The sequence below is a fragment of the Rhizobium sp. 05L419 genome (genome assembly GCF_056397845.1).
This window is the reverse complement of sequence record NZ_JBFTOF010000044.1, coordinates 1-21,762: the sequence shown is the minus strand read 5'-3', so window position 1 is coordinate 21,762 and position 21,762 is coordinate 1. Positions and strand designations below refer to the sequence as shown.

Sequence of the window (21,762 nt, the reverse complement as noted above, 5' to 3'; positions counted from 1 at the left end):
TCCCAAGCTCAAAGCCCGAAAGCCCCAAACCCGTCATCAGCCAACAAAGCCAATCAGGAAACCAAGAACAAAAGACATCGTCGCCAGCAGCGCCGCCGCCCTCGTTCAGTGAGGGGGCTTATACGGCTAACCCCTTTTCCAAGTCAACAGCCGTTTTCGAAAAACTTGAGATTTCGATCATCTCGTTGAATTCAAAGCGGGATTTTCAGAAGCTAGATTCTGTCGACTGAAATCGCCCTTTCCTGGGTTCATTTCTACATAAATAGGACGGTAAAATCGCGCGACCAGCCCTTTCGCCCTCACATCTTCACAATCGGATGATCTCAAGAGCAGACGATTGGGGGGCGTTTGCGCCGCCCATTTGACTTGCATTGCCAAACTATGCACTTTTCGGCCCGCCAGAACGGCACCCGAAGAAGCCCATCGAAAGGACGCGGACCCAACTGCCATGATGACGGAGAAGATGATGATCCGCTCGTTCGGCAACGAGCCACCGCTTCTCGCCGATGGCAGGCGCGCACCCGACCGCCGCGAAGTTTCGCTGCGCTGGCTTTCGGGCACGTTCCTCACCGGCATAACCTCGAGCGTCCTGATGGGCGTCGCCCTGTTTGCCGCCCTCGACGGCCGCCAGCAGCTGGCCATCCCTGCCGAGGCCTATGCCAACGTCCATGCCGACGCGCACACCGATACCGACGTGACCCGCGGCGGCCGGCTGATCGCGCCGGCAATCGCTGCCAAACCCTCCGATCGCAAGATCATGGAAGTCTCGACCGTGGTTCACGAGGGCGACAAGGAGGTGGTTCGCCGCCAGCCGTTCGCGCGCGTGAAGATGACACTTGCGGCCAACCACGTCGCCACCGAGGATTATCCGGGCTTCAATCCGCTGACCATCTTCTCGGCCGACGAGCCCGAGCCGTCGCCCGCCGCCCGCACCGGCCAGATCTACGGCTCCGACGTCGAATCCGAAGTCAGCCTGAAGACCGTTGCCTACGCCACCGGCAAGTCCGATTTTCAGGTGGCCGCCGGCATGTCGCTTGACGAGATCGAGGAAAACGTCCGGTCCAACGGCTCGGTGCTGACCGACGGCGCAGCCCAGATCGCCGCTCTTTATTACGTCGATCCCCGCCGCTTCTCCAATGACGACAACGACGTCGACCTGACGGCCGGGCTCACTGCCCGCGTTCTCGAGCAGAACATGACGGTCTCCGCACCGGAATCCATCACGCCTGAGACCGAGGAGTTTGCCGACGATATCATACCGGTGCGCCAGGACACTCCGATCGTCAAGGCGATGATGGATTCGGGCTACCCCGAACCGCAGGCTAAGGGACTTGCGAGCTATCTGTCACCGCTCACCGGATCGGAGCTCCTCTCGAAGGGCGACGTCCTGCGCATCGGCATTCTGCAGCGCGGCGAACAGGCCAAGATCATCCGCGCCAGCGTCTATCGCGGCGTCAGGCACCTGGTCACCGTGGCGCTCGACGACCACGACCGCTACGTCGCCGGCCGGGAGCCGCCGCAGCTCGATGCGGTCACGACCGCTTTTGACGACAGTGCGATGACCGCGCCATCCAACCAGAACCTGCCGCGCGTCTACGACGGCATTTATCGCGCCGCCCTTTCCTACGGCATGACCAAGGATATGACGGCGCTCATCATCAAGCTGCTTGCAAGCAGCGTCGACTTCCAGGCGGAACTGCGCCCCACCGACAGCCTCGAGGCCTTCTTCTCGGTGGCCGATTCCAGCGGCCAGGCGACGGAGGATTCCGATCTCCTCTACGTCAGTGCCCGTTTCGGCGATACGCAGACGCGCTTCTACCGCTTCCAGGACCCCGACGACGGCTCGATCGACTATTTCGACCAGGATGGCAAGAGCATCCGTCAGTTCCTGTTGCGCAACCCGGTACCGAACGGCATCTTCAAGTCGGGCTTCGGTATGCGCAGGCACCCGATCCTCGGTTTTGCCCGCATGCACACTGGCGTCGACTGGGCAGCACCCCGAGGCACGGCGATCATCGCCGTCGGCAACGGTACGGTCGAAAAGGCCGGCTGGGATTCCGGCGGCTACGGCAACCAGACGATCGTCCGCCACGCCAACGGTTACGAATCCTCCTACAACCACCAGAGCGCGATCGCCAAGGGCGTCGTTCCCGGCTCCAAGGTGCGCCAGGGCCAGGTGATCGGCTGGGTCGGCACCACAGGCGAATCGACCGGCCCGCACCTGCACTACGAAATGATCGTCAACGGCACCAAGGTCGACCCGCTCAGGGTTCGCCTGCCGGGTGGAAAGTCGTTGAAGGGCGAGGCGCTGGTGAAGTTCGAGGACGAGCGCAAGCGCATCGATACGCTGCTTGGCAACGAGCCGCCGCCGCAGGTGGCAAGCAAATAGCAATGCACAGACAAGAATGGCGGCCCGGGGCCGCCATTCTTCGTTTCCAGCACGCGATGTCTTACGCCGCTTCGCTGACGGCCGGGTTCCGTGTCCTGAACAGCAGCCGGTCGGAACCGCTGGTGATCTTGACCGTCGATCCGTCGGGGACCTGGCCGGAGAGGATCTGCTCGGCCAGCGGGTCCTGAACATACTTCTGGATCACGCGCTTCAACGGCCGCGCTCCATAGACCGGATCGTAACCCTTGTTGGCAAGCCAATGCCGGGCCTCCTCGTCGAGATCGATGACGATCTTGCGTTCGGCAAGCAGCGCCACCAGGCGCTTCAGCTGGATATCGACGATCGCGCCCATCTCATCGCGCTTCAGGCGGTGGAAGAGGATGATCTCATCGACGCGGTTCAGGAACTCCGGCCGGAAGTGACCGCGCACGACCTCCATCACCTGATCGCGAACCACATCGCTGTCCTCGCCCTCGCCCAGCTGGGTGAGGTAGTCGGCACCGAGGTTCGACGTCATGATGATCATCGTGTTGCGGAAATCGACCGTACGGCCTTGGCCGTCCGTCAGGCGTCCGTCGTCCAGCACCTGCAGCAGAACATTGAAGACATCGGGATGCGCCTTTTCGATCTCGTCGAACAGCACGACCTGATAGGGCCGGCGGCGGACGGCTTCCGTCAGCGAGCCGCCCTCCTCATAGCCGACATAGCCGGGAGGAGCGCCGATCAGCCGGGCGACGGAATGCTTTTCCATGTACTCGGACATGTCCATGCGCACCATCGCCGTCTCGTCGTCGAACAGGAAGCGCGCAAGCGCCTTGGTCAGTTCAGTCTTGCCGACGCCGGTCGGGCCGAGAAAGATGAACGAGCCGAGCGGCCGGTTCGGATCCTGAAGCCCGGCGCGCGCACGGCGAACAGCCCGCGACACTGCCTGAACCGCATCGCCCTGGCCGATCACCGATTTCGCGAGCTCGTCTTCCATCCGAAGAAGCTTCTCGCGGTCGCCTTCCAGCATCTTGTCGACGGGAATGCCGGTCCAGCGGGAAACCACATGCGCAATGTTGTCGGGGGTGACGACCTCCTGCACCATGGCGCTGCGGTCGCCGTCCTGCTGTTCGGCATCCGTCAGTTTCTTTTCAAGCTCCGGAATGACGCCGTAGGTCAGTTCGCCGGCGCGCTGGAATTCACCCTTGCGCTGGGCGATCGCCAGTTCGTTGCGCGCTTCGTCGAGCTGCTTCTTCAGGTCGGCGGCAAGGCCGAGTTTCTGCTTTTCAGCCTGCCAGCGGGCCGTCAGCGCATCGGCTTCCTCCTCGAGGCCGGTCAGTTCGGTTTCGAGCCGCAACAGCCGGTCGGCGGAGGCAACGTCGGTTTCCTTCTTCAGTGCCTCGCGCTCGATCTTCAGCTGCATGATGCGGCGATCGAGTTCGTCGAGCTCTTCGGGCTTGGAATCCACCTGCATGCGCAACCGGGCCGCCGCCTCGTCCATCAGGTCGATCGCTTTGTCGGGAAGAAAGCGGTCGGTGATGTAGCGGTTCGACAGCGTCGCAGCCGCAACCAGGGACGAATCCGAGATGCGCACCTTATGGTGCTGCTCGTATTTTTCCTTCAGGCCGCGAAGGATCGAGATCGTGTCCTCGACCGTAGGCTCCTCAACCATTACAGGCTGGAAGCGGCGGGCGAGAGCCGGATCCTTTTCGACATGCTTGCGATATTCGTCGAGCGTGGTCGCACCGACGCAGTGCAGCTCGCCGCGGGCAAGCGCAGGCTTAAGCAGGTTCGAGGCATCCATCGCCCCGTCCGCCTTGCCGGCACCGACCAGCGTGTGCATTTCGTCGATGAAAAGGATGATCTCGCCATTTTCAGATTGCACTTCGTTGAGCACGGCCTTCAGCCGCTCTTCGAACTCGCCGCGATACTTCGCGCCGGCAATCAGCGCGCCCATGTCGAGCGCCATCAGCTTCTTGTCCTTGAGGGATTCAGGCACGTCGCCATCGACGATACGCAGCGCCAGGCCTTCGACGATCGCCGTCTTGCCGACGCCGGGCTCGCCGATCAGCACCGGATTGTTCTTGGTGCGACGCGATAGAACCTGGATCGTGCGGCGGATCTCGTCGTCGCGGCCGATGACGGGGTCGAGCTTGCCGTCGCGGGCCTCGGCGGTGAGATCACGCGCGTATTTCTTCAAGGAATCGAAGCCCTGTTCGGCATTCGAGCTATCCGCCGTGCGGCCCTTGCGAATCTCGTTGATCACCTGATTGAGCGCGAGTGCGGTGACGCCGGCGCTCTTCAGCGTACCGGACGTGGAAGCCGAGGATTCGATCGCCAATGCCTGCAGCAGCCGCTCGACGGTGACGAAACTGTCGCCAGCCTTCTTCGCAGCCTCTTCGGCCGTCGACAGAACCTTGGCGAGCGGCGCGGCGAGATAGATCTGGCCATTGCCGCCGGCAACCTTCGGCAGCTTTGCAAGGGCCGCATCGTTGGCGAAGCGGGCAGCCTTGGGGTCGCCGCCTGCGCGTTCGATCAGCGACGCGGCCATGCCCTGATCGTCGTCGAGCAGTACCTTCAGGACATGCTCCGGCGTGAATTGCTGGTGACCCTGTGCAAGAGCATAGGTTTGCGCCGACTGGATGAATCCGCGCACGCGTTCGGAGTATTTCTCGATATTCATTTCATACCTCCATGGATCGCCCTGCCCTCATGAGGCACAGACCGATGACTGAGATTGAGCTCCCTCAAAAGGCAAGCCCGTTCTCTTCGCCGCCTATGTGATTTGCAGCAGAAGAACTTGGGCTGGATATGGTGGAGGATTTGAAAAGTTTAAAGAGGCGGGGAAACGAAAAACCCGCGTCGGAAGCAATGCACCCGGGGCACCTCGGCGCTGTACTCACAGCCGAAACCAGGCGGGAATTCGCCAAAACATACCCAAAAAAGCCGGCCCGCGGGAGCGACGTGCGCCTGCGGGCCGACCTTGTGTGTTGAATGGAGCGTGCCTTACGCGGCGACGAGGTCGTCGGTCTCGTTTTCCTTGAACATCTTGGCGAGGTTCAGGAAGCAGATCATGCCGTTTTCGGAGGCGATGATGCCCTCGCAGAAGGCGCGGTCGAACGACGCCGTCACTTCAGGCACCGGCTGAACCTGGCTGGACGAGATGGTGAGGATGTCGGAAACGCGGTCGACCAGCATGCCGATGACCATGTTGTGCACTTCGGCAACGACAATCGCACTGCGCTCGTTGGCAACAGTGCTCTTCATGCCGAGCTTGAAGGCGAGGTCGATGATCGGGATGACTGAGCCGCGCAGGTTCATGACGCCGATGACGTCGGCCGGCGAGTGGGGGATCGGCGTCGAAGGCGCCCATCCACGGATCTCGCGGATCGTCGTCGTCTTAACGCAGAATTCCTGGTCGTGCAGTCTGAAGGCAATGATTTCCAGCGTATCGCCGCTGAAGCTCGTGGAATTGATCGTGGCCATTAGAATTGTCCCAACTGTCGAAAGCCAGGGCAGAAGCAACCACACCACCATTAGCGCGGATGAACTTTGCCTTCAAACCGCCAGTCCCCTTTGACTATGAAGAGAACCGGTACGATTGCGGTCGACATTAGTGAAAGAGTGTTGCTCAATTCTAAATCGGCGCGAACGATTTTTCGCCCGGCTCACGCTTCTGATCCGAGCATGCGAGAAGGCACCACGCAACACGACGACGTCCTTCGTCAGCACGCGCGGTTCGTCGTTGCGCGCACCGATCCGGCCCCTGGAGCGATCAGGCGATCGTCTTCTCGATCTGCTCCACCGCCCATTCGACCTGGTCCTTGGTGATGACCAGCGGCGGGGCAAGGCGGATGGTGTTTTCGTGCGTATCCTTTGCAAGCAGGCCTCGCTCCTTGAGCGAGTAGCAATACTGCCGTGCGCCGCCCGCTTCCGGGACCAGTTCGACCGCCATCATCAATCCGCGGCCGCGCACGTCCTTGACGATGTTGGACCGGATCGACCGCAGGCCTTCGAGGAAATAGTCGCCCATCTTGGCGGCGTTCTCGATCATGCCTTCCTCGGTCAGAACCTTCAGCGCCGCACGCGCCACCGCACAGGCGAGCGGATTGCCGCCGAAGGTCGAGCCGTGTTGGCCGGGCTTGAGCACGCCGAGCACTTCGCTGTTCGAAAGGACGGCCGAGACCGGATAGAAGCCGCCGGAGAGTGCCTTGCCGATCAGCGTCACGTCGGCTTCGATGCCCTCGTGCTCTTCGGCAAGAAGCTTGCCAGTGCGGCCAAGGCCGGTCTGGATCTCGTCGAGAATGAGGGTGACGTTGTTTTCCGTGCACAGCTCGCGCATCCGCTTGAAGTAGCCGGTCGGAGGGATGACCACACCGGCCTCGCCCTGGATGGGCTCTATCAGCACTGCGACGGTATTGTCGTTGATCGCGGCGGCAAACGCATCTGCATCCCCGAAGGCAACGGTCCGGAAACCAGGGGTATAGGGGCCGAAGCCGGTGCGCGCATCCGGATCGGTCGAGAAGCTGATGATGCTCAGYGTCCGGCCATGGAAATTGTCCGAGCAGACGATGATCTCGGCCTTGCCTTCCGGCACGCCCTTGACCTCGTAGCCCCACTTGCGCACGGCCTTGATGGCGGTCTCCACCGCTTCCGCGCCGGAGTTCATCGGCAGGATCTTGTGCGAACCCGTGAGCGCGGCCAGCTCTTCGTAAAGATGGGCGAGCTGGTCGTTGCGGAAGGCACGCGAGGTCAGCGTCAGTTTGCCGGCCTGCTCGACCATTGCAGCGAGGATCTTCGGATGGCAGTGGCCCTGGTTGACCGCAGAGTAGGCCGAGAGGCAGTCGAGATAGCGCTTGCCGTCCGTGTCCCAGACGTACACCCCCTCGCCGCGGGTCAGCACCACGTCGAGCGGCTTGTAGTTGTGGGCTCCGAGACGCTGTTCGGTATCGATCAGATTGGCTGTCGTGCTCATGTCGGTCGCTTTCTTATGCTGCGCGCGTCGGGCGGTCGAAAATCCGACGCCCGAAGAGGCTTGCCGTGAGTTCCACGAGAACGCGGGCGCTCTTGCCGCGATCGTCAAGGAATGGGTTGAGCTCGACAAGATCGAGCGACGAGACGAGGCCGCTATCGCACAGCATCTCCATGATCAGATGCGCTTCGCGGAAGGTAGCGCCACCCGGAACGGTCGTGCCGACGCCCGGCGCGAGATCCGGATCGAGGAAATCCACATCCAAGCTGACATGCAAAAGACCGTTGGCAGCAGCGACCGTACCGAGAATGCCATTCATGATCGACGCGACACCCTGCTCGTCGATCGAGCGCATATCGAAAACGTTGACACCGTGCCGCTGGATCAATTCCCGCTCCGGCGCATCCACGGAGCGGATGCCGACCTGGAAGACATTGCGTGGATCGACGATGGGCCGGTCGCGCGGCAGGATGTCGGCAAGTTCTGCCTGGCCGCAGAAGAAGGCGACCGGCATGCCATGGATATTGCCCGAGGGAGAGGTCGCCGGCGTGTTGAAGTCGGAATGCGCATCGAGCCACAATACAAAGAGCGGCCGGCCCTGCTTGGCCGCATGGCGCGCCATGCCTGAAACGGTCCCCATGGAGAGGCTGTGATCGCCCCCGAGAATGAGCGGAAAGCGACCCGCGGCGGCGGCCTCGTATGTGCTTGCTTCCAGAGCGCGGGTAAAGGCGCCGACGGTTCGCAAATGGTGCGCCTTCGGATGGTTTGGCAGATCGCGTGCCGGCACCACCTGAACGTCGCCCGCATCGGCAACATCGTAGCCGAGATCGACCAGCGTCTGGTCGACGCCGGCGATCCGCAGTGCGGCAGGACCCATGGCAGCACCTCTGCGGCCAGAGCCCTCTTCCAGCGGCGCGCCGATGAGGGTTACCGATCTCGTTGGTGCCTGCATTGTTTCTCTCCTGATCGCTGCTTCGGGATAAATATCGAATATCGCCGTGAAGACAAAAAGATGAAAAAGTGTCAGTAACGAACTATGATTTGACACTTTGATAAGTCCACTTTTACAAAGTGAGAACCATGGACGATCTCGATCAGCAACTTCTGAGCGCCCTGCGCCACAATGCCCGCACACCGGTCTCCTCGCTCGCCGCCATGACCGGCGCTTCGCGGGCAACGGTCGCCGCCCGGATCGACCGGCTTGTCGCCAATGGCACCATCGCGGCATTCACGGTCCGCACCGGCCACGAAACCCGCGCCGCAGGTGTGCGGGCCATCGTCCTGATCGAGGTTCTCGGCAAGCTTGCCGACAAGGTTGCCGATCAGCTTCGCGGCCTGCCGCAGGTTCGCGCCCTCCACAGCACCAATGGGAAGTGGGACTTCATCGCGGAACTCGAAGACCGCGATCTCGTCTCGTTCGACGAAACCTTGCGACGCATCCGCCTCATCAACGGCATCAACACCACCGAGACCAACATCCTCCTGAAAACCAGAAAATCCAGCTTTTGAAATAGAAGGGCGGCCGCGTTTCAACCAAGCCGTCAGTACTCGTGTTCGTAGACGATGCCCGCTTCGCCCGAACCATTGCCGCCGGCAGCGCCTCTCAGCTTCACGCCACGGCCGACATCGAGGTTGATGATCGCCTTGGCACCGTCCTTGGCGTTCTGCTGCAATTCGAGATAGGTCCGCTCGTTGAGATAGCGCCCCACGCCCACATTCGTCCGGCCGTTTGCATCGGTGCTGATATCGAAGTCGTCGACGCCTAGCTGATTGCGCAGCCCCTGGAACAGGGAGGTCGAACGGCCGCCCGCCAACTGGCCGACGGCATCGGCCAGTTGCGCGATCTGGATCGCCGAAAGCCTCGACATGGACTGGCCGAAGATCAGCTGGGCGAGGACCTCGTCCTGCGGCAGCGCCGGCGAGGAGGAGAAGGTGATCGAAGGATCCGTCGCCAGACCGGTGACGCCGACCGTGAGCGTCGTGGTACCGGACGTCGAGTTCGCTTCCATCTGCAGCGCCGGCGTCAAGTCGCCGGCGAAGGTAATGCGGCTCTTGTCGGAGAAATCCAGGCGACGATTGAGAATGGTGAGCCGGCCGCGCCGCATGGTAAAGCCACCCGAGACGGCGGGCGCGGCGGCTGTACCCCTGATCGTCACGCTGCCGCCAAGCTCAGCATCGATGCCGCGACCCCGGACGAAGATCTGCGAGGGAGCGTCCAGCTGCAGGTCGAGATTGATCGTGTTCGACGTCTCACGCGAGCCCCTTGCGGCGGTGTCGCGGAGCTGGGCAAGAACTGCCTTTGGAGCGTTCAGGTGCTTGATGTCGATTTCCCTGAGCGATGTCGGCAGCTTTTCCGGCACCGTGATTGAAGCCTTCTCAAGCCGCAGCTTGCCGCTGAGCGTCGGGCTGGCGAGAAGCGGACCGCGCAGTGCGATCGTACCGTCCACGGTAGCCACCACGAGCGTGCCGTCGACATAGACGGCTCGGTCGAGCTTCACGTCGATATTCGCCGGAAAATTCGCCGCCGGTTGAATGCCGACGCTACCGGTGACGGAAACGCTTCCGCCGCTGGCGAGCTGACCGGTCAGCCGCGAGATGACGGCCTGTTGCCCGTTGAGCCGGATGTCAGCCGTCAGATTGTTGATCGCAAGGTTGCGCCGGACATCGACGATCCCGGCGCCGCTGGTCGTCACGGTTCCGTTGATGACAGGCGCGGCCGCAGTGCCGCCAACCTGCAGATTGAAGTTGGCGCTCCCGCTGGCGACGAAACCCTGCGCCGCAAGCTGCGTGCCGAGCACGGCAAAGGGAAGGTTGCCCGAAAAGCGCATATCGAGCGCACGCGTGCCTGATATGACGACGCTGCCGCCGCCTTTCAGCGACAGTCCGCCATCGCCGGCGACATCAGTGTCGATCGTGAGTTTGCCGCTCGCAAGCCTTCCGTTGGCGCCGATGGCAAGCGGCGATAGACCGGCACCGCGTGTCTGGCTGGTCGTCGCATTCCGCCAGTCGAGCTTGAAATCCACATTGGGCATCGGCAGCCTGCCGGATGCCGCCACCGTTCCGCTAATATTGCCTGCTGCCGCCAAACCGGGCACGAAGGCATTTGCCAGGCCAGCCGGCAGGTTCGAGATGTCGGCATTGACCGAAAGCGATTGCGCGTTCGCACCGGCAACCGTGAAATTGCCGCCGGCCTTCAACGAGACGCCGTTGCCGCTCAAGTTGGTGGTGAAGTCGAGCCTGTTGTCCGCGAGCTTGCCGCTGGCATTCGAAGACAGCGGCCCGATACCCGATGCCCTCGTCTGCGTCGTCGCGGCATTGCGCCAGTCAAGCTTGAAATCGATGATCGGATTGACCGGAGTGCCCGATGTTTTGGCCGTGCCCGAAATCGTTCCTTCAGCGCCGAGGCTTGGAACGAAGCCGTTTGCAAGGCTTGCCGGCAGATCCGTGATGTCGGCGTCGATCGAAAGGCCTTGAACGCTGGTGCCATTGAGCGCAGCCGTGCCCTTCGCCTTCAGCAGCGCCCTGCTGTTGCTCGCGAGGTTTGCGTCGAAGTCTATCCTGTTGTCGGCAAACTTGCCCGTGGCATTCAGGCTGAGCGCCGGAAGCCCTGCGCTCCTTGTCTGACGGGTCGCCACATTCGCCCAGTCGAGCTTGAAATCCACAGCGGGCAGCGGCAGCGCGCCGGATGCCGTCGCCGTTCCCGAGATCATGCCGCCGGCATCGAGATTGGGGACGAAGCTGCTGATCAACGCTGCGGGAAGATTGTTAAGGGTGGCATTGGCCTTGAGGTTGGTCGGCTTGAAGCCTTCTATCCCGACCTTGCCCGAAGCCTGCAGTGCAGCACCCGCATCGCCATCGAGCTTCGTCTGGAAGTCGAGCACTTTGTCCGCAAGCGTTCCCTGGACGGTCAAATCCATGGCGGGAAGCCTTGCGGCTTTTGTCTGGCTGGTGGCGACGTCCTTCCAGGCAAGGTCGAACTTGGCCGTCGGCTGCTGCAAGTTACCCGAAGCCGACGCGGTGCCGGAGATCGTGCCACTCGCGCCCAGTCCTGGAACGAAACCATTGGCAAGGCTCGCCGGAAGTTGGGTGATCGTGGCATCGACGGCAAGGTCGCGCACGGCCGCACCATCAAGCGAAACCTTGCCCGCGGCCTTCAGTCCAATTCCGCCATTTGCCGAAACCGTCGTGTCGAAATCCAGCTTGCCATCGGCAAATTTGCCGCCTGCGGTAAGCTTGACCCCCGAAAGACCGGCGGCCTTCGTCTGGCTCGTCGCTGCGTTCTTCCAGTCGAGTTTGAAATCGGCGGTCGGCAGCGGCAGCTTGCCGGAAGCAGCAAAAGTCCCGGAAATCATGCCTTCGGCCGCAAGATCCGGAACAAACCCATTGGCAAGCGCCGCCGGTACACTGGCAAGCGTGCCGTCGAGCTTCAGCGTCTGCGCATCGCCGCCGGCCACCACAAAGCTGCCGCCGGCCTTGACCGAGAGGCCACCGCTGCCGCTCGCATTCGCGTTGAAATGGACAACATTGCTCTCGAGCTTGCCGTTCGCAGTGACGCCAAGCGACGAGAGCTTTGCAGCCTTTGTCTGGCTGGTGGCCGCGTTCTTCCAGTTCAGCTTGAAATCCAGCGCCGGCGCTGGAAGCTTGCCGGACGCGGTGACATTCCCGGTAATGGACCCCTCGGCCGCCAGATCGGGAACGAATGCGTTCGCCAGACCGGCCGGGATGTTGACGATATCGGCATCGACATTCAGCGACTGCGCATTCGGTCCGGCCGCCACGAAATTGCCGGCCGCTTTCAACGACACGCCGCCCTTGCCGCTGAGATCCGTCTGAAAATCGAGCTTGTCGTCTGCAAACTTGCCGTCGGCACCAATGGCAAGCGGCGACAATCCGGCGCCCCTGGTGTGGCTGGTCGAGGCATTTTTCCAGTCCAGCTTGAAGCTGGCAATCGGCGCAGCTGGCGTTCCGGTCACCGAAACCTTGCCTGAAATCGTTCCTTCGGCATCCAGCTTGGGAACGAAGCTGTTTGCCAGGCTCGCCGGCAGCTCCTTGATGTCGGCATTGATTGCAAGCGTCTCGCCAGCCGATCCTGTGACACTGACCGAGCCAGCCCCGGTTTTCAGCTTCAATCCGTTCAGCGTGACGGTGCCGCCGGTAATCGACAGCTCCGACGGCGCCGAAAGATCAACGGGGATGTCGTGCGGTTTGGCTGAGAACCGCTCGAGCTGGACCAGCGTGGTGCCGGCATTCGTTTCCACGCCGCCGGCCGCCACCAGCGGGTGGCCGTCATGGGTCGCATCGAGATTGAAATTCGTCCGGTTCTGGTGCTGCGTGAAGTTCAGCGCCACCTGTTCGATCTTGTTCGTACCGGCTGCCAGTTGTTCCGCCATGATCGAGCCGGTGGCCGCAAAGGCCCTGAGATCGCTGACGGTGACGTCGATGTCCGGTTTGACGATCAGCAAGGTATCGCGTTTCAAGCCGCTGCCGGCGGCGGCAATCTTGAGCGCGATCCTGCCAGCCTCATCGGATATATCAAGCGAACCCTTCAGATCGCCTTCGGCCTTCTGGCCGCCCAGCGCCGCCAGAAGGCCGATATCGGGAAAGTCGAAGGTCAGCGCACCGGTCGGCGCAAAGGTATTGGAGAACTCGACATGTCCGGTCAGCCGGTTGTTGCCGACATTGGCGACGATCGAGGGGAGCAATGTCCGCCCATCCGCGGACTGGATATTCGTGCTGATGTTGATTGCCTGGCCATCGATCTTGCCGGTGGCCGTGACTTCGGCCTGAGGCGCCTTTGGATCGGCTGTTCCCGAAAGGGTGGCATCGAGGTCGCTGAGCCTGCGGCCTGCCATGTCGAGCGTGGTAGCCTTGAAGTTTGCGGAGACCGCAAGGGCAGCAAGATCGCCTCGCGCCTTGATGGCGTAGTTCATTTCTCCAGTGGCGCTCCCGAGGAGCTTGCCAACATCGGGCAGCCGGCCCGACAATGCCGCGTCCAGCGTGCCGTCGTCGAGCACAACGTTGCCCGCGGCTTCCAGTATGCCGGATTTGATGGTGAGGTTCGACAGATTGATCTTCGAAGGAATGGTTCCCCCGATCTGCGTCTCGATCGCGATCGGCGTGTCGAAACGCCCGGCGACGGCAGGCGGCAGTGCCGCAGGCTCGATGGAAAGCTTGGCATTGCCGGTCAGGCCGCTGTCGGACAGTTTGTAGGAACCGTTCAGGCTGGCGTTGGCGGATGCGCTCTCGATCGTCGTGCCGTTGAACCCGACCGCGTCGGCTGTGATCTGAAGCGGCGCGGCGATCGTCACCGGCCCCTGCACCGCACGATTGATGTCCGGATTGGCGAAAGTCATCTCCCCGGCGACGAGCCGGATCTGCACGGCACCGGAGCGGCCGGCCAGATTGAAGCTGTCGCTTTTGGCTGTCAGCTTCACGTTGCTGATCGTTGCCTGCGGCAGAACCGCGGAATCGAGCGAGGCGCTTGCATTCAGTCGCGATGCCTTGGCGTCGCCCGTCAAGGCGAGGTTGATGCCTGAGATCATGAAGCGGGCGTCGCCGTCCGCAAGCGGCCAGCGGAAGTCGACGGGTCCCGACGTTCCGAGAAGGTTGGCGTTCAGGCTGTTCTTGCCCTTGGGGTCGAGCGTGCCGGATGCGGCGATGACGACGGCACCCGTGGCGATATTGCCTGTCTGAATATCGATCTTGCCCCTGTTGTCGAAGGTTGCGGCGACATCGATGTTCGTCTGTCCGGCAAACAGCGGACGGAAAGCGGCAGGCAACAGCGAACTGAGGTCGCCACCACCCTTGAGGTCGACATGGTGCAGACTGTCGGGCGTCAGCGTATGGCGGGCTTCGATCGAGGCGCGTTGCTGGCCATCGAGCGAGGCCTGCAGCTTGCCCTTCCAATCAGAGACCGGCCCGTCTCCATCGAGACTGATTTCCAGCGCCGGGCTGCCCGGCAGCGCAAGCAGGCCGGCAAGCAGACCACCCTTCGGCTCGCTGAGTTTCGCCTTGACCCGCAGCTGGCGCTGATCCGGCATGAAGGCGACGTCCGCCGTTAGCTTGGCGTCCGGGGCGTCATGTCGGCGTACCGTGATATCGGCCTCGCCGCCGCTATTGTCCGCGCGCATGCTGCCATCGGCCGAAAGCGTAAACGCCCGGCCGATCAGCGACTGGGCAAGGCTGATCTCCGGCAGCGCGATCGTATCGATATCGACCTTCACCGGCAGGGAGAATCCACTCCCTTGCGTCTCATCGGCCCGCGACGGCAAGGTGCGCACCGGCTTGCGCAGCACGCGAATGGAGGAGGCCTCCAGGCGGGTGGCGTGGAACCTGCCGGTCAGCAGCGCCAGGGGGTTCCAGTTGATCGAGAGCCCGTTGATATCTGCAAAGGTGCCCCGTGTATCCGAAAGCACGATGCGGCTGGCGCGCAGGCCTCCGGTCAGCAATCCCTGCGGCTCCAGGACCCGGATCGTCATATCCCTGTTCGAAATGATCGAGGCCACCTTGTCGGTGACGATGCGCGCGCCGAAGGAGGTGAAACCGAAGATACCGATCGCGACGGCAACGAGGATAACGGCAACGCCGGCGGAGTAGCCGAGCACCCGCGCAATCCACTTCGCGATTTTGGTCAGTATAAGCATGGAGGCGGACACTATCCCGTTTTTGCGACAGCTCCCAGCATCGAAGCGCCGTGAGCGTAAACCTGGTTAGAACGACTGACCGATGCCAGCATAGATCCCGTAGTTCGAGCCACCCTCGTACTTGTTGAGCGGCACGGCGAAATCAAGCCGAAGCGGGCCGAACGGCGTTGCGTATCGGATACCGATGCCCACCCCGGTACGTATATCGGAGAAATCGGGCGCAACATCGGCGGAAACCGTTCCGACATCGATGAACGGAACGACTCCGATCTTCTCGGTGACCCTGACGCGGGTCTCGAACGATGCTGTCATGTAGGATGCGCCGCCTGTGGCCTGGTTGGCAGCATTATAGGGCGAGATTTCCTGATAGGCATAGCCGCGCACGGAACCGCCGCCACCGGCAAAGAACCGGCGCGTCGCCGGTATGTTTTCCAGATTGTCCGCGCCCAGCAGGAAACCTGCGGAAACCTTGCCGGCAAGCACGATGCGGTCCTCCGTGCCGAAGCCGTGATATCCGGCGACCGATCCCTCGAAGCCCGAGAAGAAGGTGCCGTTGTAAGCCTCGTAGCTCGGCGTCACCCTTGCCATCGCCCGATAGCCTTCGGTCGGATCGAGCTTGTTGTCGCGCGCGTCCCTGTCGTATTGCAGCGGCACCGAGAACGTCAGGTAGGTGTTCGTGCCAAAGGCATCGTCATCCTTTTCCCAGCTCGCCTGGCCGCTGCCGGTGAGGGTATCCTGATCGTTCAGTTCGTAAGCGAGGCCGAGCGATGCGGTCACCAGCTTCGCGTTGTAGGCATCGGGATTGTCGGTCTTTGCAAGGATGCTCGCAATCAAGGTCGCCGACGGTACGAAGGCGCCCGGCTTGGTGAATGTGATGCCGGCGGAAAAGTCGAGGTCGCCGATGCTCGTGGCATCGCCGAGACGGCCGACAGCCCCCTCGATCCGCAGCCCTTCGGCCGCGCCGAAAAGATTGCGATGCCCCCAATAGCCGTTGACGCCGAAGCCGTCGATCGTCGAATACTGGGCGCCGATGCCGAGATAGCGTTGCTTGCCCTCCGAAACTTCGATCGTCATCGGCAGGCTGCCGTCGCCGGCAAGTTCCTCTGCCTCGTGAATGGTCACGCTCGAGAACACTCCCAGCGCCCGCAACCGTTCTCCGGCCTTCCTCAGCGCCTCCGGCGAATAGCGGTCTCCCTTGTTCAGCCGCGAATAGCGCTCGATGAAATCGGACCGCACAGCCTTGGCGCCCGAGACCCCGACAGTGCCGACCGGCGCGACAGGCCCGCCTTCGGCCGCCACGATGACGTCGACCGTATCCGTTCGATGATCGGCAACAACCTTGCGCGTCGTCAGCTTCGCAAGCGGACGACCCTCGCTCTTCAACTGCTCGACGATCTTGTCGCCGGCCTTGATGATCGTAAGCGAACCCGCCGTATCGCCGGGCGCCAGATCGTACTCGGCCGGATTGCGGTTTGCGGCATCGCCGCCGAATTGCACCTCGCGCACCTTGAAGACGGGGCCGGCAGCGACACTTACCGTCACCGGCACCGGACCCTTGCGGCTGAAGGTAGGATTGGGCGGCAGGTCGTCGATGTTCCGGCCGTCGACGGTGATGGTCACGACACCGCCATAGCGCGCCTTTTCGTAGAGCGCCGCGATCAGCCGCTCGCGGTCGTCCCTTGCCTTGACGACGACGCCGAGGTCGCCCGAGACGGGCCGGTCCTTGTCGGCAACGAGGCGGGAACTGTTTTCGAGAGCTTCCTTGAGATCGGGATCGATCGAATCGGTGGTCAGCGTCACATCGTAGCGCACCGGGTCGGGCACCTGATCGGCGGCAGAGTCGTCCTTGCCGAAGATGTTGAAACCGAAAATCTTGAAGGCGAAAGCATCAGCCACCAGCGCCGGTGAAAATGCGGTCGCAATTGCGACCACCATCACTGTGCCTGCTCGCCGATACGCAATACCCGCTTTCGGTGGCTTCCCTCTGATCTGCATCCGCCGCTTTTTGTTACATTCGAATTGAGCTCTGCGCCCCCCGGCCGGCGGCAACCTTAGCGGCAAAATTCCGCTTCGTGTACCGTTTTAAATCGCTTGCTGGCTGAATTAGCAGAAAAGAATGCAAAATCCCGGGCTGAACCCGGGATTTCGATGTCTCTGGCCGACGATCAATAGCCGCCGCGGCAATCGTCGATGTAACGGCGACCGTACTCGTCGCGATAGTAGCATTGGCCCGGCTGCTCGGCGACGCGGCCGATCAGGGCTCCCGAAACCCCGCCGATTGCAGCACCGACGGCTGCTCCACGAACGTTGCCTGTGACCGCGCCTCCAATGATGGCACCTGACGCCGCACCGATGCCAGCGCCCTGTTGCGTCGGGGTGCAGCTTGCGATCGAAAGGCCAATCACGGCGAGGGCAATAATCTTCTTCATCAATAACTCCGTTGGTCGCCCGTCGGGCGGTGGCCGTCCCTGATTCTTGTTTTTGTCACGCTAGCCCGCAAACTATGGCGCAAAAAGGGGCAGGCCACCTCTTTTGCCGCTTTTTTTTAAGGAATACCGCAACCCGGAATTGGCTCAAAACTTGGCGTCCTGGATGGCGCGCTGCGAACACGCCGAATTTAGCACACCTCCCTAAAGTAGCGGTTGATCCGAAAGCGAAAACGTCAAATGATGCCGTCCGTGCCTGGAGGAGGCACGAGGAGGAAATCATGGCGAAAGTGAAACTGACGGTGAATGGCCGGGCGGTGAGCGGCGACTGTGAAGAGCGCACGCTTCTTGTCCATTTCATTCGCGAACAGCTTGGCCTGACGGGCACCCATGTCGGGTGCGACACGACCCAATGCGGCACCTGCGTCGTCCACATGGACGGCAGATCGGTCAAGAGCTGCACCATCCTTGCCGTTCAGGCTTCCGGCTCATCGGTAACGACGATCGAAGGACTTGCCGCCAACGGCGAACTTCATCCGGTCCAGGCCGCGTTCAAGGAACACCACGGCTTGCAGTGCGGCTTCTGCACGCCCGGCATGGTGATGACCGCCGTCGACATGATCGGCCGCCATGCCGGCCATCTGGACGAGCGGACCGTGCGCCACGAGCTCGAGGGCAACATCTGTCGTTGCACCGGCTACCACAACATCGTCAAGGMGATACTGTCTGCCAACGCAGAGATGCACGGCACCGCCAAACAGGCGGCCGAATAGTGCCTCAGGAATTGTCTGGCTGACTGCCGAACACGACTGTCTTTGGCCGAATGCCAGGCCCGAAACCCCATTGGGAGGACATCATGGGTGTTGAAGGAATTGGTGCGCGCGTCGCGCGCAAGGAAGACAAACGGTTCCTGACCGGCAAGGGCCGCTATACCGACGACATGGTCGTGCCGGGCATGAAATTCGCCTTTTTCATCCGTAGCCCGCATGCGCATGCAAAGATCAGGGGCATCGATGCCGCCTCGGCCAAGGCGATGCCGGGCGTTATCGACGTGCTGGAAGGCAAGCAGCTGCTCGCCGACGGCATCGGCAACCTGATCTGCGGCTGGATGATCCATTCCAAGGACGGCTCGCCGATGAAGATGGGCGCATGGCGACCGCTGGCAGTCGACACTGTACGCTATGTCGGCGACGCCGTTGCCGTTGTCGTCGCCGACACGCTTGCCGAGGCCCGCGATGCGGCCGAAGCCGTCGAGGTCGACTACGAGGAGCTGACGGCAGTGGTCGAGGCTGTCGACGCGCTGAAATCCGGCGCGCCGCAGATCCACCCGGAAGCGGAAGGGAACCTGATCTTCGACTGGCAGCTCGGAGATCCAGCGGCGACCGACCAGGCCCTCGCGGATGCAGCGCATGTGACGGAGATGGAGATCCACAACAACAGGCTCTCTCCCAATCCCATGGAACCGCGCGCAGCGCTCGGCATCTATGATTCCGCCGAGGACCACTACACCTGCTACACGACGAGCCAGAACCCGCATGTCGCCCGGCTGGTGATGAGCGCTTTCTACAACGTCGCGCCTGAAAACAAGCTGCGCGTGATTGCGCCGGACGTCGGCGGCGGCTTCGGATCGAAGATCTATATCTACCCGGAGGAAATCGTCTGTCTCTGGGCTTCTAAGAAGACCGGCGTACCGGTGAAATGGAACTCCGACCGGACCGAGGCCTTCCTCACCGACGCGCACGGCCGTGACCACGTCTCCAAGGTCAGGATGGCCTTCGACAAGGACCACCGCATCATCGGATTGAAGGTCGATACGATCGCCAATCTCGGCGCCTACATGTCGCTCTTTTCGTCGGCCGTGCCCACTTATCTTTATGCGACGCTGCTGTCGGGGCAGTACGACATCCCGGCAATCCACGCCAATGTCCGCACGGTCTACACCAACACCGCACCCGTCGATGCCTATCGCGGCGCCGGGCGTCCGGAGGCGACCTACCTGCTGGAACGCACGATGGAGACCGCGGCGCGCGAACTCGGCGTTTCGCCGGCCGAGCTGCGGCGGAAAAACTTCATCCGCGAATTCCCGCATCAGACCCCTGTCATCATGAACTACGACGCCGGCGATTACGAGGCGTCGCTGAATGCCGCCATGCAGACTTCCGACTGGAACGGCTTTGCGGCGCGCAAGGCGGAGGCTGCCGGCCGCGGCAAGAAACGCGGCATCGGCATGAGCTGCTACATCGAGGCCTGCGGCATCGCGCCGTCACAGGCAGTCGGCTCGCTCGGCGCCGGTGTCGGCCTTTGGGAATCGGCCGAGGTGCGCGTCAATGCCGTCGGCACCATCGAGGTGCTGACCGGGTCTCACAGCCATGGACAAGGGCATGAGACCACCTTTGCGCAGCTTGTCTCCGACAGGCTCGGCGTGTCGATCGACAGCGTCTCAATCGTGCACGGCGACACCGACAAGGTGCAGATGGGCATGGGCACCTATGGTTCGCGCTCCGGAGCCGTGGGCATGTCGGCCGTCGTCAAGGCGCTCGACAAGGTCGAGGCCAAGGCCAAGAAGATCGCCGCGCATCTCATGGAAGCCGACGAGAGCGACATCGTCATCGAGAACGGCGAGGTGAAGGTGGCCGGCACCGACAAGATGCTACCCTGGTTCCAGGTGGCGCTCGCCGCCTACACGGCGCACAACCTGCCCAGCGGCATGGAGCCGGGCCTGAAGGAAACGGCATTCTACGATCCGTCCAACTTCACCTTCCCCGCCGGTTGCTACATCTGCGAAGTCGAGGTCGATCCGGAAACCGGCAAGACCGACATCATCCAGTTTGTAGCCGCTGACGATTTCGGCAACATCATCAATCCGATGATCGTCGAGGGACAGGTGCACGGCGGCATTGCCCAGGGCATCGGACAGGCGCTGCTCGAAGCCGTGCACTATGACGAGAACGGCCAGCTCCTGACCGCAAGCTTCATGGATTATGCCATGCCGCGCGCCGACGATCTGCCGTCGTTCCAGGTGTCGCACCAGGTCACGCCATCACCCAGCAACCCGCTGGGCATCAAGGGTTGCGGCGAGGCGGGCGCCATCGGCTCGCCGCCGGCGCTGATCAACGCCATCACCGATGCCATCGGCAACAACATGCTCACCATGCCCGCCACGCCGCAGAAGGTGTGGATGGCGGCCCGTGCGGTCATTTGAGGAGGAACGAGGATGTATCAGACCAACTATCACCGCGCTTCCTCGATCGACGAAGCCACCAGGATGATCTCGGGCACGTCGGAGGGCAAATACCTCTCGGGCGGCATGACGCTCATCGCGACGATGAAGCAGCGGCTCGCCGCGCCAAGCGACCTCGTCGATCTCAGGCACATCCCTGCCATGAAGGGGATCACCGTCGATGGCCGCAAGGCGACGATCGGCGCGGCCACGCCCCATGCCGACGTGGCGGCCTCGTCTGCGCTGAGAGCGGTCTGTCCCGCGATCTGCAACCTGGCCGGCATGATCGGCGATCCGCATGTGCGTCACATGGGAACGATTGGCGGCTCCATCGCCAACAACGACCCGGCGGCCGACTATCCGTCGGCGATGCTGGCGCTCGATGCACGGATCATCACCAACAAGCGGGAGATAGCGGCCGACGACTTCTTCACCGGCCTGTTCGAAACGGCGCTTCAGGACGGCGAGCTGATCACCGCGATCAGCTTCGAAGCGCCCGAGAAGGCAGGCTATGCAAAGTTCCCGAATCCGGCCTCGCGCTATGCGATGACCGGTGTCTTCGTCGCGAGGACGGAAAGCGGTGTGCGCGTGGCCGTCACCGGCGCCGGCTCAGGCGGCGTCTTCCGCCAGAGTGCCATGGAGACGGCGCTTGCCGCCAACTGGTCACCTTCGGCCATTGCCGCTGTCGACGTCGATCCATCAGGGTTGATGTCCGATCTGCATGCGAGCGCGGAATATCGGGCGAACCTCGTCAAGGTGATGACCAAGCGCGCCGTTGCCGACGCCGGCTGAGGATTGCATGTGATCGCGAGGCGGCGCCGCTGCCTCGCCATCATCACCGCTCGCATCCCTCCCTTGGCATGACCGGCATTTTCGAATTAAAACAATTCAAAGCTATGGGCCTTTTGCCGCACTTGGTGCTAAAGCGGAGGCAAAGGGTTGACGTGTGCGCGTCCGTTCGCAAAAACGCTCGCACGATACTGGAGCATATGATGGATTTCGAAGCATTCTTCAAAAACGAGCTCGACGGCCTGMATACGGAAGGCCGTTATCGCGTTTTTGCCGATCTTGAGCGTCATCGCGGCAGCTTTCCGCGTGCCACGCGTCACACCGCCGACGGCCCGAAGGAC

Annotated in this window: 13 protein-coding genes and 1 pseudogene; 7 read left to right on the top strand and 7 right to left on the bottom strand. The window is 62.3% G+C overall.

Annotation, left to right across the window (positions count from 1 at the left end; genetic code table 11):
* Window positions 1-230: hypothetical protein (locus AC1DMK_RS29585; RefSeq protein ID WP_477863851.1), on the top strand; the 230-nt coding region annotated here is incomplete at its 5' end.
* A 218-nt stretch (window positions 231-448) separates the two neighbouring features.
* The gene (locus AC1DMK_RS29580) at window positions 449-2,389 is read left to right on the top strand and encodes a M23 family metallopeptidase (protein WP_477863850.1); all 1,941 of its coding nucleotides are present in this window, start codon (window positions 449-451) and stop codon (window positions 2,387-2,389) included.
* 61 nt (window positions 2,390-2,450) lie between these two features.
* On the opposite strand, the gene clpB is transcribed toward AC1DMK_RS29580, so the two are convergent.
* The 4 genes from clpB to rocF form a co-directional block, all read right to left on the bottom strand.
* Complete coding sequence (clpB, locus tag AC1DMK_RS29575) at window positions 2,451-5,054, bottom strand: ATP-dependent chaperone ClpB (RefSeq protein WP_037068662.1); 2,604 nt, start codon at window positions 5,052-5,054, stop codon at window positions 2,451-2,453.
* Between the two features lie 323 nt (window positions 5,055-5,377).
* On the bottom strand, window positions 5,378-5,857 hold the full coding sequence (locus AC1DMK_RS29570; RefSeq protein ID WP_037068663.1) for a chemotaxis protein CheW: 480 nt from the start codon (window positions 5,855-5,857) through the stop codon (window positions 5,378-5,380).
* Between the two features lie 289 nt (window positions 5,858-6,146).
* A complete protein-coding gene (rocD, locus tag AC1DMK_RS29565) occupies window positions 6,147-7,346 on the bottom strand; it encodes an ornithine--oxo-acid transaminase (RefSeq protein WP_477863849.1) in 1,200 nt (399 codons plus the stop codon).
* Window positions 7,347-7,359: 13 nt separating this feature from the next.
* Window positions 7,360-8,295, bottom strand: a complete 936-nt coding sequence (rocF, locus tag AC1DMK_RS29560) for an arginase (protein WP_477863848.1) — start codon at window positions 8,293-8,295, stop codon at window positions 7,360-7,362.
* A 128-nt stretch (window positions 8,296-8,423) separates the two neighbouring features.
* Here rocF and AC1DMK_RS29555 point away from each other — a divergent pair, with 128 nt between their 5' ends.
* Entirely contained in the window at window positions 8,424-8,852 is a 429-nt protein-coding gene (locus AC1DMK_RS29555; RefSeq protein ID WP_037068669.1) for an Lrp/AsnC family transcriptional regulator, read from the top strand.
* Window positions 8,853-8,884: 32 nt separating this feature from the next.
* On the opposite strand, the gene AC1DMK_RS29550 is transcribed toward AC1DMK_RS29555, so the two are convergent.
* The 3 genes from AC1DMK_RS29550 to AC1DMK_RS29540 form a co-directional block, all read right to left on the bottom strand.
* The gene (locus AC1DMK_RS29550) at window positions 8,885-14,986 is read right to left on the bottom strand and encodes a translocation/assembly module TamB domain-containing protein (RefSeq protein ID WP_477863847.1); all 6,102 of its coding nucleotides are present in this window, start codon (window positions 14,984-14,986) and stop codon (window positions 8,885-8,887) included.
* A gap of 66 nt (window positions 14,987-15,052) precedes the next feature.
* Window positions 15,053-16,981 (bottom strand): autotransporter assembly complex protein TamA, encoded by a 1,929-nt coding sequence (locus AC1DMK_RS29545; protein ID WP_477863846.1) that lies wholly within the window; start codon window positions 16,979-16,981, stop codon window positions 15,053-15,055.
* Window positions 16,982-17,151: 170 nt separating this feature from the next.
* Entirely contained in the window at window positions 17,152-17,415 is a 264-nt protein-coding gene (locus tag AC1DMK_RS29540; protein WP_037068674.1) for a glycine zipper domain-containing protein, read from the bottom strand.
* A 278-nt stretch (window positions 17,416-17,693) separates the two neighbouring features.
* On the opposite strand from AC1DMK_RS29540, the gene AC1DMK_RS29535 reads away from it, so the two are divergent.
* The 4 genes and pseudogenes from AC1DMK_RS29535 to AC1DMK_RS29520 form a co-directional block, all read left to right on the top strand.
* Window positions 17,694-18,185 carry a (2Fe-2S)-binding protein gene (locus AC1DMK_RS29535; RefSeq protein WP_477863845.1) on the top strand — a complete coding sequence of 164 codons (492 nt, stop codon included), beginning with the start codon at window positions 17,694-17,696 and terminating at the stop codon, window positions 18,183-18,185.
* 83 nt (window positions 18,186-18,268) lie between these two features.
* Entirely contained in the window at window positions 18,269-20,614 is a 2,346-nt protein-coding gene (locus AC1DMK_RS29530; protein WP_037068678.1) for a xanthine dehydrogenase family protein molybdopterin-binding subunit, read from the top strand.
* A gap of 12 nt (window positions 20,615-20,626) precedes the next feature.
* Entirely contained in the window at window positions 20,627-21,424 is a 798-nt protein-coding gene (locus AC1DMK_RS29525; RefSeq protein ID WP_477863844.1) for an FAD binding domain-containing protein, read from the top strand.
* A 200-nt stretch (window positions 21,425-21,624) separates the two neighbouring features.
* Window positions 21,625-21,762 (top strand): annotated as a pseudogene (locus tag AC1DMK_RS29520) (5-aminolevulinate synthase); the annotation flags it as partial.